The 14,083-nt window shown below is 60.1% G+C and carries 5 protein-coding genes; all 5 read right to left on the minus strand.

Annotated elements, in window-relative coordinates; translation table 11 throughout:
* Nucleotides 1–78: 78 nt before the first annotated feature.
* A complete protein-coding gene (locus OQE62_RS05055; protein ID WP_265720913.1) occupies nt 79–747 on the minus strand; it encodes an outer membrane beta-barrel protein in 669 nt (222 codons plus the stop codon).
* A gap of 188 nt (nt 748–935) precedes the next feature.
* Entirely contained in the window at nt 936–1,373 is a 438-nt protein-coding gene (locus OQE62_RS05060; RefSeq protein WP_265720914.1) for a hypothetical protein, read from the minus strand.
* 186 nt (nt 1,374–1,559) lie between these two features.
* Nucleotides 1,560–1,919: a hypothetical protein gene (locus OQE62_RS05065; protein WP_265720915.1), complete on the minus strand. Its 360-nt coding sequence runs from the start codon at nt 1,917–1,919 to the stop codon at nt 1,560–1,562.
* Nucleotides 1,920–1,923: 4 nt separating this feature from the next.
* Nucleotides 1,924–11,850: a two-partner secretion domain-containing protein gene (locus OQE62_RS05070; protein WP_265720916.1), complete on the minus strand. Its 9,927-nt coding sequence runs from the start codon at nt 11,848–11,850 to the stop codon at nt 1,924–1,926.
* Nucleotides 11,851–12,217: 367 nt separating this feature from the next.
* Nucleotides 12,218–13,876 carry a ShlB/FhaC/HecB family hemolysin secretion/activation protein gene (locus OQE62_RS05075; RefSeq protein WP_265720917.1) on the minus strand — a complete coding sequence of 553 codons (1,659 nt, stop codon included), beginning with the start codon at nt 13,874–13,876 and terminating at the stop codon, nt 12,218–12,220.
* Between the last annotated feature and the right edge of the window lie 207 nt (nt 13,877–14,083).

The following is a 14,083-nucleotide window of genomic DNA, read 5'->3' on the forward strand; positions in this document are numbered from 1 at the left end:
CCAGATAGCCCCTTGAGGGATGTAGGGACAGATGGTATCTACGGCAGAGCCCCCCGGATCCCCCGGGCGGCTCATCAATCAGAAGCGGTACTGCGCTCCGAGACTTGTCGTTTTTATATCAAAATCCGCGTCGTAGTTAATCTGTGTTCCATAGTCAAGCTCATCAATAACAAACTCTGCCTCTTGCACATCATAATTCAGGCTCAAACTGAACATATCATTGAAGTCGTAACCAATTGAGGCACCGTAATATGCCTCGGTAGAGCTATCGCTAACACTCGGGACCTTGACTTTTGACACTGCCGCCCCGGCGCGGCCACTGACAAACAGACCTGAAAAGTTCTTCTTTGCCACAAGGCCTACGCCATACGCTGAAACTTCAAGCGGGAAACTTTCAACTTCCGTATCCACTATGACCCCACTCTCAAAGCCTCCTACCTCATATACGTTCAAAGCAGTCATTTTTGCATCATGGAGCCGGCTGTAAAAAGCCTCTACCCCAAAATATTCGCTAAACCAATAACCGGCTCTCAAACTGCTCGAGGTATCCTTATTGTCACCAGTATCAGTAGCCCGATCTATATCCGCTCCCCCACTGTCGTAAACGCCCTTCCCTTTAAAATCGACATTGCTCCTTCCGATATCTGCCTGAACAAAGAAATCGCCTCCTTCAGCCAGAGCCCCGGCCGACAAAGTCGACATAGCCACGAAGGGGATCATTTTCAAAGCAGACTTTGCGATTTTCATTCATTTACTCCTGGTTTTTAAGGTCAACTTCACATCTTTCTATTCAGATGGAAACCATCTGAACCATGGAGCTTACAGGCTCCTATTCTTATTCATTGTCTGATATACCTCCAGAAATATACATATTCCTGATAGAAGATATCTCCTTAATATTACAGAAAACATCCAGCTGGCCCCTGGCCGGTTAGCTATTTTATAGTACCAATACCATTTCTTATCCGGTACAAAGCTCGGTCCTGGTCAAAAGTCAACACCCTCCGGTTTAGCGACAGAGATATGAGAACACTCAGGAATCCCACGGTAATCGCCCCCAAGCCAACACCGTAAAGAACGAGCACAGAAGATATAATCAGTGCTGTGACAATGGCACATATCACTCTGCACAGAAAGCTGAACGGCCGCCCAATATATTTTACGGCAATACTGGAAAGCAGCGCAGGCAACAAGTATACAAAGACCGGAGCCATTCCAGGTACAATGGAAAGCAGGAAAAGACCTGAAAGCGTCGCAGCCACCGCAGACAGGACGCTAAGAATATAGCTCTGCTCCCTTCTGATCTGGTCCAGTGCCGATTGGTATTTATCTGTATTTAAATCGCTTTCTGGGCTTCTGTATATATTTTTCATGATGTCAGTATATAATGAACAATCTCTAGTCCGCATAAATTTCGGGCGTTGGTGCCCAATTTATCCTATTCTCCGCACATGGCTATAAGTCCGTTTTGTTAAAAAGCTTCCTTTCAAGATTGCTGAACGTACTTCAATTTCCAAAACGACTTAACTCTTGCAAAAGAATACAACCGCCCCTACTTCCTAAGAATTTCCCACAAAGACCGAATTATCAGGAAGATTTACGACCCAAGGTTCAAACGACAAACAGCATAGAACTTCTAGTCTCGTTCCGTTCGATAAAACCAGTGACAAATCGATAGGTTCCTCTGGGGTAACCCAAAAGACGCTCGTTACACTTAGACCCTCCAAATCAGCAACGATTTTATTTGCGTCATCATCCCAGCAACCAAATAGCATTTTTTTTCCTGCTAAAATACGCCATACACTATCTACCCTTAGAGACCACTCAGTCGAAGAAAGCAATAATACATCTCCATTCCACGATACATTATCAATTTTTAAAGGTAGGTAAGGAGCAATAAACTCTACTGTTCCACTCATTCAATCAATCCTCCTGTACAATATGGGTTCTCTCACGAATCCATTGTTTTCTCTCTGCCCGGGAAAGTCCTTTTGGTGGCTGTGGTGGTTTTCCCGTTGCGGGATCAATCGGGCCACCATTTTCATTTTCAAAGGACGCACGCCTTGGGTTTCTTCCATCGGGTTGCATAACTCTTACTCTTGAGCCATCAGGTAAGATGTACTGATTTCCTATCACCTTGCCACTAGTTGGAGAAACAACTTCTGTAGATGGATACCCGCTCGCCTCAAAGTCAGAAATCATTTGGGACTGGCTTCTGGATAACTCTACACCAGATACATGCGTAACGGAGTCACCATTAATTACATTACTGCCTGAAACAACCTCCTGCTCGGGCGTATCAAACTCCTCACCAGCCCGAGATTGCTGTGTATCCCAATCTGGAGTTTCATCGGCATCTTCAGTTTTTCTGGTGTTGTTTCCGGAGCTGCCTTCTGAACCACCTCCAGAATTGCCTCCTGATTCATTGCCGTGCGATTGTCTATTACTGGTCTTTCGTCCAGGCAACCCAATCCCCGTAGCAATGGATACCCCCAACTTGGTTCCATCAACCGCCCGGTCATAATCTTCATTATCGGCCTGTGTACCATCTTCCTGACGCTCGCCAATCGCCCACTCGGTCACCCCTTCGGCAACTTTATTGGTCGCCTGTTCGATCTCTTCGCCGGCAGCGGCATTGATCATTTCGTCGATCACAACACCCGCTACCTGCTTCACCGGACCGCCCAGAGCGGCTCCTGCGGCCAGCATGGCCATGTCGCGGGTGGCCGGGTCCAAGGTATTGAGGTAGTCGTTGGCGGTTGCCAGACCGTCGTTCAGCTTGCCCGGGAGGGGTTGGTCGCGGACGGAGGTGACTTCGACATACTCGATTTCTCCATCGGGCCCCTGGGTGTATTCATCTGTGGCGGCCAGATTTAACCCTTTACCTCTAGCGAGATCCTCCAGTAGTTGCGGCTCAGCGGACTCGATTTCTTCAGTCAACTGATTGGCCGTTTCCACTACATACTGCTGGAAAGCCGGATCGGAGAGCAGCGCCTGCGCTTCTTCCGGATCGTAGCCTTGGCGGATCAGGGTGTCGTGCATCCCTTCACCTAGTGGGCCTGTCTGGTTGGCAAGCTTCTCTGGCAGAGAGACTACAACGGACTCCAGATAATCTGCACCAACGGCGGCAGCTTCCTCGAGCACTTCCGCATCTTGCGAGATTTCTTCCCAGCCTTTCTTGGATAGCAGTCGATGGTCGACGGCAACATCAACATTCCCTTCCTGTCGGTCAACCTCGAACAGTTCCTTCTCTGTACTCTCCACATCCCGGTTGAGACCGGCCAGGTCGCCGTTCTTGTCACTGCTCTCGTCCCGAACGGTGATATTGCCCTGCCCCACGGTGGCCAAGGTCTTGTCCTTACTGTAATGGCTCTCGTTGTTGTACTGAACATTGGAGGTGTTCAGTCGCAGGTCGTCGTCACCAGTGGCATCGGTGGCATTCTGCTGTGCCGGGTCGGCTGGCTTGGCGCCGTTGAAGCCGACGCTGGTGCTGATGCCGGCGCTCTGTTGGCTGGAGTAGTCGGTATTGCTGAGGTCGGCGTAGTCGAGGGTCTCCGTGCTCAGATTCAGGTTGCCGAGGTCCTTGCCCTCGTCGTTCACAGTGGCGACCAGGGCGCCGGTGATCTGGGTGTGTTCGCCGACGTCGATATTGGCCTCGCCGCCGGAGGTGAGGCTGGTGAGGACGGTTTCCTTGTTCCGGTAGCGGCCGTTGGCGCTGTTGGCGCCACCGTTGACGCTGGTGAGGCCGCTGTTATCTCCGCCGCTGGTGCCGAAGCCGCCGCTGATACCGGCGCTGTTGTTGCTGCCGCTGGCGCGGTTCTGCCGGGATTCGACGGTGAGGTCGCCGCCCACGGCGACATCCAGTTGGCTGTCCGCATGTACATTGGCGCCGGCCAGGGTGGTGTCGCCGCTGCTGTTGAGGGCGATCTGGTCGACGCTCAGGGTGCTGTTGTTGTAGGTGGTTTGCCGGTTACGGCTCTGGCTTCTGTCCAGGCTACCGCTGACGGTGGGGCCGCCGGCGGCACCGTAGACGGTCTGCTGGATGCTGATATTGCCGTGTTCGGTCTGGGTGCGCTGGCTGGCGGTATCGCGGCTGGCCTCAATATCGAGTTCGCCTGTGTCGATGGCGATGCGGTCGTCGGCCTGCAGGTGGCTGCCGCGGATTTGGGTGCTGCCGTCGCTGGTGCCGTCTTCATTGCCAGTCTGGATGGAGATGTTCTGGCCGCTTAGGTTGCTGGCCTGGGAGCTGGTCTGGTGGCTTTCGCTGCCGGTGCGGGTGGCGTCGACATCCAGTTGTACGCCGGCGTTGAAGCCGTAGGTACCGGCGCTCTGGGCGGCGGCCGCGCTCTGTTGCATCAGAGCGGTGGTCTTGGAAGTCACGTCCGCGGCGGCGGCGGCAATGCCGGCCTGGTACCACTCTTTGTCGCTCTCGGCGTCGTCGATGAGTTGTTTGAGTTCGACGATATCCGCCTGGCTGACGCCGGGGGTGCCGTTTTCGTAGTCGGCTTCCAGCTGGCTGAGGGTGCCCTTGAGGTTTTTCAGGTCTTTCTGGTATTTGCGGTAGTCCTCTTTGGCCTGTTTGAGGTTGTCGGCGGCCTCGTCCAGGGCCTTGGCCGCCTTGGCCACTTCCACGGCCTGGTGCTGGACCACCACATTGAGTTCGGCGCTGCCGCTGGTTTCCTCACTGCTGGTATGCAGACTGTCTTTGGCTTCCTTGATAATGACGTTTTCGCCGGACAGGACGATATCGCCGGCGCCGCTGTCGTCGCTATCGGCAACAAGGTTGGAGCCTTCCACGGTGAGATCGCCGATGGCGTCGAGGCTGATATCGTTGTCGGCGGTAAGGTTGCTGCCCCGGTGGCTGACTTCGGCGCTTTCGCTGTCGACGGCGTGGTACTCGGCGTCGGCGAGTTTGATCTTGAGCTGGCCGTCTTCGGATTGGACCAGTTCGTCCGGATTGGAGAGACTGCTGGCCACGTCGCCGAGGCTGACCCGCGTTTCCTCTTCGCTGTGGGTGCTGTGGCTGGTCTCGCGGGCGGCGAGGATTTCGATGTCGCCGATATCGGTTTCGATGTTTAGGTCATTGCCGGCTGTAAGGTCGGAGCCGACCACCTTGGCGCGGCCGCTGTCGATATTGAGGTTGCCACCGGCGCTGATGTTGCTGCCCTGGGCGCGGGTGGTCTCGGTGGTGCCGGCGCGCTGTTCGGCGGCGTAGAAGTCGCCACCGGTGAAGTAGCCGCTGTCTTCGGACCAGTTGCTGGTGGTCTCCATAACTTCGCCAGCGGCGATCAGCAAGTCGTCGACGGCGGTGAGGTTGATGTCGCCGCTGGCGGTTTCCAGGTTGCTGGCCGCGATGGTGATATTGCGGGCGGCGTCGAGGCTTATATCGCCACCTGCGCTCTTGAGTTCCGCGGTGGCGAGGCTCAGTTGTTCGCTGGCCTGGCCGGCACTCTCGCTGCCGAGGGGCCCGGATTTGCTGCTGGTCTGGTAATGGCTTTCTTTCTGCTCGCTCGCGGCGATGGTGATGTCGCGGCCGTCGAGGGCGATGTCCTGTTCGGCTTCGACCTGGCTGCCGAGGATGGCGAGATCGCCCTCGGCAACCATGGCGACGTCGCCACCGGCGCTGATGTGGCTGCCGACTACGTCTTCGGTATTGTGCTGTATGGCAGTGGTTTTGTCCGAGCTGAGGGAGCTGCCGGCTTCCTCTTTGTGGTAGTAATCGTAGTTGCGGGTGTTGGTGGCGGATTCGATTAGCAGGTCGCCGCCGGAGATCAGGCCCATGTCGCCACCGGCGTTCACTTCGGCACCGCGCAGGCTGGTGTCCCCGCCGCTGTTCAGAACCACTTGGCCGCCGCCCTGGATACTACTGCCGACTTCCTCGGTGTGGCCCTGTTTGAGGTGGAAGTTGTCGCCGCCGACCATATTTTCCTGATTGTGGGTTTCCACGGTGGCGAGGGTGAGGTCGCGCTCGGCGCTGACCTGGGTGATGCCGTCGCCGCTGTTGGCGATTTCGGCACCCCGGATAACAAAGTCGCGGCCGGCAGTGGCCACCAGGTTGCCCTTGCTGACGTAGAGGCCGGCGACGCGGTCGATATTGGTGCGGCTGTAGTCGCTGAGGCCGGCACGGTTGTTGTCGCTGCGGGTAGTGGTGGCGATGGTGATATCGCGGCCGGCACTGACGGCGAGGCCGTTTTCGGCATCAATGGTGCCGCCGATATTGTCCAGGTCCGTGCGGGCGTGTAGCGATACACGATCACCGGTGATGCGGCCGTCCAGGTTGCGGAGATTTTCTGCGGTGATCTGGACGGCGTTGCGACCGGCGATGTCGCCGGTGTTGGCGAGATCCTGCTCGAGGTTGAAGTGGACGTTTTCGCCGGAAATCAGGGTGCCCTCGCCGTCCAGGTCGCCGGGGCGGGCGCGGACATAGACCTGGGGCACCAGGGCGGTGGTGGTGTTGCCGTCCGGGAGAGTGACGGTCTCCTCCACCAGCCAGACGATATCGCTGGTGAGTTGCGCCATCTGTTCGGCGGTGAGCGCCACGCCGGGGCGCAGGTCCCAGGCTTCGGCGACGGTGGCGCCGGCTTCGAGCAGGGCCCGGTACTGGTCCTCGTCGCTGGTGTAGTCTGCGAGGAAGCGGCGGCCGGTGAGCTGGGCTATCTGTTCACGCACCAGTGTCTGTTCATAGAAGCCGTCGCCCAGGCGTTTGTGTATCAGGTCCTGGTCATGATCCAGCGCATCCAGCAGGTAGTCCGATGAGAGCCAGTCGCGGTAGTTGGCGAAGCGGGGATCGGTTTCGATCAGGTAGTCGCCATTTTCCGGTTGCACTCGGAAGAGGCTGTTCCGGGGGATGGCCGTGTCGGCGCCGACAGTGTGGACTTCCTCCGGGGCCGGACCGGTAGAAGCCGCGGCGTCCAAGCCCTGCTCATCTTGCGGGGCGGTGGTTTCGGCAACCCGGACCACTTTACTCTCCACCTCGCGGGACTCGGCGCTGTTGTCTGCGGTATCGCGGCGAGTGCCGCGGCCGGCGGTGTCGGTGTTGCGGCTTTCAATTTCGTAGCCGCTGCCACCGCCATTCTGGTTCTCTTCCTTCTTGACGACATCCAGGTCGATGGTTTCGACTTCATCGCCAGGGAGGTAAAGGATCGGGTCACCCCACTTGCGTTTGGGGTCGTCATCCCAGCCGGTAAGCTTGACCCAGGTCTCGCGGCTGGTGCCCTCCTCGTGCACCCGGTGTTCACCCTTGGCATCAATGTTATCCAGGTTTTGCAGGTCGCCCCGGATGGCGCCGCCGGCGAGGATATGGCTCTTGTCGTTGACCAGCTCGCCGCCGCGCAGGGTCATATCGCCACCGGAACTGATAACGGCGGGGGCGCTTTCGGTCACCTGGGTCCGGTATTCGGTGCGGGTGACGTTGTATTCGGTCCAGTCCTCTCTCCGATCGCCATCCGGGCGGAACCAGGTGCTGACGCCGTCCTTCCAGTATTCAAAGGTCCAACCCTGCTCGAAGAGTTCGGTGTCGGTGTATTTGTTGGGGTAGCCCTTGATCTGGGTATAGATGATGTCGGTGGGGCCGCCGATCTGTGCTTCTCGCGTGGCGAAATGTTCGTTGCTGTTGAGCAGGCTCGCGGCATCGATGGTGAGACCGCCCTGGGATTCGATGGTGGCGCTGGCGTTGTGCACAGAAGCTGCGCTGCCGTTGGCGTAGCCATTTTCGTCCAGGCGACCGCCGATATTGAGGGCATAGGCGCCCTGCCCGGCGCTGAAGATCAGGGCGTCTTCCCGATTGAGCAGGGTGCCGGCGGCGATATCCAGCCGCTGGCGGGCGGCGATTACGGCGGCTTTGGTTTCTCCGTCGAGGGTTTCCTCGAGGTTCTGCAATGTATCGGCTTCGATGGCGATATGGTCGCCGTAAATGCGGCCACTGCCAAGGTTTTCGAGAGTATCGGCATCAATGCGGGTGTTGCCGCCATCGATCAAGCCGCGATTGGTAAGGGTGTCGTCCGCGTTGAGCCGGACCTGGCCGCCGCTGATTTCAGCCCCGGCGGTGTTGTCGATCGACGTGGCATTGAGGGTCAGATCGCCAGCCTGGAGGCCTTTGCTTTCGTTGGTGAACCAGCCATTGATGGTGATATCAGCCGTCTGGTTGGCGGTGATTTCACCGGTGAGGGTGAAGCCCTGTGCCAGGGTGAGAGTGAGGTCGCCCTGGGAGAGAAGGCTTCCGTCGCCGCTGAGACTGTCCGTATTGATGGTTTGCGCTTCACCGGAGTACAGGGTACCGCCGGTATTGGTGACAGCGTCAATGACGACACCAAGTATGCCGGCGGAGGACACTTCGCCGCTGCTGTTGTCGAGCTGGCTGCCGGTGATATCGATGCGGGTGTCGGCGGCGATCAGGCCGTTGCGGTTTTCGGAGCGGCCGGCGCTGAGATCGATGCTGTCGCCCTGCAGTCCCAGCGGGGTTTCCCCCCGGGTATTGCGATTGTCGATCACCGCGGCGGTGAGATCGAGGGTGTTGCCGGCGCTGATCAGGCCGGCGTTGTTGCGGGCGGTGCCGGTGAGCTGCGCATCCAGGTCGCCGCCGGCATGGAGTACACCGCCGCGGTTGTGCAGTTCCGCCCCTTGCAGGGTGACATTGTCACTGCCGCCGAATTGGCCGCCGTTGCGGTTGTCGAGGTCACCGCTGCGCGCGGTGAGGGCGCCGCCGGCATGGACGAGGCCGGCGCGGTTGTCCAAGTTACCAATGGCCAGAGTCTGGCGGCCGCCGCTTAGCAGGCCGCCGCTATCGCCGGCGTTGGTGTTCACCAGTGTCTCCCCGGCGGTGTCCAGTTGCAGATCATCGGCGGATTGCAGCAGGCCGCCGTCGTTGGTCAGGGCACCGCTATGGATATTCAGGCCACCGCTGTCGGTAGCAATGGTGCCGCCGCTGTTTTCGAGGTTTTGGCCCCGGGTGTCGATGGCAATGTTGCCGCCCAGGATGCCGCCGCCCGTATTGTCGAGGCCGGCGCTGGCAAGGGTCAGGCCTTCAGTCGCCTGGATGCGGCCACCGCGATTATCGGTATAGCCGGCGATACTCAGGTCGATGCTGTTGTCGACAGAGACCAGGATGCCGTCTTCCCGGTTGCTGAGGGTGTGGGCGCGCAGGGTAAGGTCGCCTTTTCCGACCAGCGCACCGGAATTGTTCTGCAGGCTCTGCACGACGATATCGAGGTTATCGCCGATGTTGATGGTGCCTTCGCGATTGTCGAGGGTGGCGGCGGCGAGTTGCAGTTCGCCGCCGGCGGCAATCAGCCCGGCGCCGCTGTTGTCCAGCAGGTCTTCGACGGTGAGCTGGAGGCTGGATTCATCCGCGGTTTGCAGGGTGCCGCCGGTGTTGACGAAGTTCCGGGCACTGATTGAGGTATCGCCCGCAGCGGCCAGGATGCCATCGCTGTTGTCGAAGTTGCCCCTGACCTTAATCTCGCCGGACTCGGGGCCCGCGGCCTGCAGGGTACCCATCCGGTTGCCGAGTTCGCCGGCGCTGAGATCGAAGGCGCCGTTGCCGGCGATGGTGCCACCGTCATTGTTCAGCGTGCCGACAACCTGTAATTGCAGGGTTTCTTCGCTGGTCGCAATCAGGCTGCCTTCGGCGGTACTTAGGTTGCCGGTATCAATGGCGATACGTTCGGCGCTGGTGGTTCCACCGCTGAGGTCGATCGTATCGCCAGTGACAGTAAGGCTGCCGTTGCTGACGATAGTGCCGCCGGAACCTTCGAGACTGGCGGCATCGATTTTCAGGCTGCCGGTGCCGGCCTGCTCCACATTGCCGAAAGCACCGGCCCGGATTTGCAGGTCGCCGTTGCTGACGATGCGGCCGCCCTGCTCATTGTGGGTGCCGTTGTCGAGGGTACCGGTAACCGCAAGTGTATTGCCCTGTTCACCACTGGCGATCAGGGTGCCGCCCCGGTTGTCAAAATCGGCGGCGTCGAGCGCAATGCCGGAGGCCTCGAGGGCGGCGCCGCGATGGTCGGCATCACCGATGGTGAGCTGCACTTCACCGGCAGTGGCGATTCTGCCGTCGGCGCCGTTGAACGTGTCCGCCTGCAGAGTGAGGCCATCTGTGCCGGCGTGGGTGATGCGACCCTGTTCGTTGACCAGGGTCTGGCTGTCGATGGCCAGGGTGGCAGCGTTAGTCTCCAGGGCGCCGCCGCTGTTGTCGAAGGTGCCGGTGATATGCAGGGCAATATCGCCGGCATCGCTGTGTGCCAGGGTGCCGCCGCGGTTGGAGAAGTATTCGGCCTCGAAGGTGAGGCTGCTCTGGAAAGACACGCGGCCACCGTCGTTGGCAATCTCGGCGGCTTCTATCTGAACGCTATCGGTGACGACCAGTTCCCCATCGCGGTTGCTCAGGTCGCCACCTTCCTGGGCCAGGTGGCGTGCGCCCAAGTGGCCGCCGCTGTTGTCGAGGCCGTCGACCACTTTCACGTCCGTGGCACCACCGGCGCTGATCCGGCCGCCGTCGTTGTCGAGAGTGCCGGCGATCTCGACAAGGCCGTCTGCCAGCGGCGTGCTCTCCGTTGGCGGGGCGGTATCGCCACCGGTATCACCACTGTCGGGGTTGGCGCCGTCTTCCGGGGCCGGCCCGTTTCCCGGCGGTGTACCGCCGCCGGCTTCCCCATCGCCATCACCGGTCAAGGGTTGCGACAGGCCGATGCGTCCGCCATCCCGGTTGCTGAGGGCGCCGCTGTCCAGAACCAGGTCCTGTGTTCCCGTCTGTTCGATGGCGCCGTCACGGTTACGCAGAGCTTCCGCACTGAGGTCGAGGCGCCGGCCATTGAGGGTCCCGCCGCTGTTGTCGATATCCGCCGCAGTGGAGAGGTTCAGTTCGCGCGCGGCGCTGAGGGTGCCGGCGTTTGACAGTTCGCCGCCGGCACGGATCTCCGAGTCACTTTTGGACTGTAGCGTGCCGGTGTTTTCCAGGCGGCCATCCACTGTCACCACCAGCCCGCCGGCTCCGGCGCCGATATTGCCGGCGTTGCGCGCGCCCAGGCCCTGTTCGTTACCCACCAGCCAGATTTTGTTCGCGTACATACCGCCCAGGGCGCCCACGTCCAGGGCGAACTCGGGCCCCGCACCACTGGCTGTGGACGCGTCGGTGGCGGTCACCCCGGCATGGTCGGCACCGATGTGGTTGGTACCCAGGGTGGTCCGCAGTTCATTGGCCCAGATACCACCGTGGACTTCCAGGGCACGGGCCATGATATCGGTGTAGTTCACCCGGCTGGTGTCGAGGCCGGCGCCCTCCACCCGAATGGTCCCCCGCTCCACCCGGTAGTGGTCCAGGGCGCCGCCCCTGAGCACCGGGCGGCCGGTGGTGAGGGTGACGCGGGGCGTGTTGATAAATCCAGCGCCGTTCACCTGAATACCCGACGGATTGGCGATTACCACTTCGGCGCGATCACCGGCCACTTCGATATAACCGTTCAGGCGGCTGGGGTCGGCGGAATTGACTTCGTTGAGAATCACCTTCGCCGTGCCGGTGGCCAGCCAGGGATTGCCCTGTACCCAACCACCGAGCTGGGTCCGGGTCTCGCCGCGCGAATTGTTGAGGACGGCACCGTCACCGCCCACATCGAACTGGCTGTAGAGGTTGCGCGAAACGCCGGCCTCGCTGGGCGTGGTGATGTTGACCAGGGGCACGCCGTTGGGAGCGGATATCACCGTCGGGCGCTGATCCTCCGGCGCCTCCGGGTCCGACAGGATGCGGCCCTGCTGCGCCAATCCCACCACCTGCTGTTCCTGCTCCGCCAGTGCAGGCACCGCCAGCCCCACCCAGCCCAGTGCCAGCCACAGGGCAAAGTTTAGTGGACGCACAGTGGCAGTAATGTCGCCTCCGCTCTCCGAACCCACTCCTCCCGCACTGTGTCCCCCGGGCACGGTCACAAGCTCCGAAGCAACCTGCCATCCCCCCCAGGGCGCAGTTGTAGACGGTGCGGAAAACGTGGTTCATGGGACTTCCTTATTATTCCTTTGATTCTCAGTCTGGTGCGCGTGGCGCACCCTAGTGCGTCGTGCGGGAAGTTCGCGAACAAAGGAGCACAGCTAAAGCGCTCAGATCAAGGCGAGAAAGCGCTGGAATAGCAGCGTTATTTCAAGCTTTCTCAACGCAGAGCTGGGCGCTTTGGCGCAGCGAACTGTTTGCGAACTTCCCGTACGGCACACTAGGGCCACAATATGTGTGTCAAAACGACGCATTCATACTGAAGCCGGCACTGATGCCGGAAGCGGGAAAACCCCGCGGCTTTTCAATCGGGGTTCCGGCAAAGGTATCCCAGCGAAACCTGCCCCAACCGCCCCGCAGGCCGAGGGCAGCGCCGGCCAGTTCATTGCCAAGTTGCCAATCGGCGGCGGGACCGGCGATGCGCCCGTAATCCAGGCCCAGGTACACCTGCTGCCCTCCCCCGAGCACCAGGCTCAGTTCGTTGCGCAGCAGCCAGCCGCGCTCGGCGGTAAGGGTGGTTTCACCGTCGAAACCCCGCACCGTATAGCGACCGCCGATGGCGAAGCGATCCTGGGGAACCAGGCGCGTTCGGTTCCACTGGGCACGCCAGGAGCCGTTGTAACGCAATTGGCGGCGGCCGATCCGGAAGGGCAAATCAAGCCGCGCACTGGCGGTGATCATTTTCATGCGCGATGTGCCCTCCCCGAAATTTTCCTCCGGCGCCGGCTGCGCACCCAGGGCGCCGGTGCCGCGCCGATAGGCCAGGCTGGCATTCAGGGTCGCCGCGCCCCAAAATTGCTTGTGGGTAAAGCCCGCCTCCCAGCCAGCGGTGCGCCGGCTCTGGGCCAGGATTCTGGTATCGTCGATAAAGCTGTGCGATTTCCGCCACCAGCCCCGGGCGTAAGCGCCGGTTTTGGAGTCGGCATCTCGAAACAGCAGCCGCGATGCGCGCAACTCGGCGTTGCGGCTGGTACCGCTGTAGGTATAGGAAGCGTAGGGGCCGACCACTGTCTGGCGGTAGTCGTAGCTGCTGACGGTGGTGCCCCAGAGCCAGTAGCCATACGGAACCTCGTAGTGCGCGGTCCAGTTGTCCGTACTTTTCCCCCCGCCGTTGAAAACACTGTGCCCGAGGTTGATATAGAAAAGATCGTTCAGCATCCAGCCGTTGTCGACAGACAGAGTGGCACCGGCCTGTAGTTTCCCCGTGGACTCGCTGCCGGAATCATCCAGGGAAACACTGGTTCGCACCAGGGAGGGCTGCTCCCAGGCGATCAGCAGATTACTTTTGCCGGGCCCCGCTGCACGGTCGGCCGGCGCAATGCGAATATCGGCAGCCACAGTGGGAACCCGCTGGAAATTCTCCAGCCCCTGCTCGATATCGCGCAGGTTCAGCAGCTCGCCCGTTTCCGCCGGCAGGGCATTCCGGAAATTGGCGCGGGGGTCGGTTCCGTCGGCAAAACGGATTTCACTGATGCGGCCGGGCACCAGAGTCAGGGTGAGAGTGCCGCTGTTCAGATCCTGCGGCGCGGCCAGCACCCGGGTGGTGACATACCCCCTGGCGATAATCGCGTTCTGCACGCGCTCCATGACGATATTGATTCCGGCAGTGCCCAGACAGTGCCCGGTGGCCGGGTCTTCGGCGGGATCGGCGGCTTTCAGGGCCCAGCGAAACCGGTGTGCCTCCTCGCCTTCGAGGAGGATTTCCCGGATGGGGAAACAGGGCGTCTCTTCGGTGGGAATGGATTCCGCCTTCGCAACGGAATCCGGCTGATTAAGGCGGACGTCGGCTTCGGGCTCGTTTTGTCCGCGCAGGGCGCGCTCGCGCTGCTGCTGTCGCTGTAACTCCCGGGCGTGAGACTCCCCGGGGGCCGGGGACTGGGCCCCTGCGATTACCGACAACCCTGCCAACAGAACAACAGGTACTACTCTGAAATATTTCCGCATCAATCGACTACGCCACTTCCCTGTCCGAAAAAACAACGGACCATCACCTGAGATGGCGCGCATTTTATCTTTCCAGGCCTCAAAAATATTGAGACACATATCACAAAGTGGCGACCACTCAGTGCAAGATATCGCTATCATCGCGTGAGGTATCGGCGCTCG

Source organism: Microbulbifer halophilus, assembly GCF_026183675.1.
Taxonomy (GTDB): domain Bacteria; phylum Pseudomonadota; class Gammaproteobacteria; order Pseudomonadales; family Cellvibrionaceae; genus Microbulbifer; species Microbulbifer halophilus.

Excerpts from the sequence above, each read along its gene's own strand:
- OQE62_RS05060 (WP_265720914.1), bottom strand. The coding sequence starts at position 1,373 with ATGAAAAATATATACAGAAGCCCAGAAAGCGATTTAAATACAGATAAA.
- OQE62_RS05055 (WP_265720913.1), bottom strand. The coding sequence starts at position 747 with ATGAAAATCGCAAAGTCTGCTTTGAAAATGATCCCCTTCGTGGCTATG.
- OQE62_RS05065 (WP_265720915.1), bottom strand. The coding sequence starts at position 1,919 with ATGAGTGGAACAGTAGAGTTTATTGCTCCTTACCTACCTTTAAAAATT.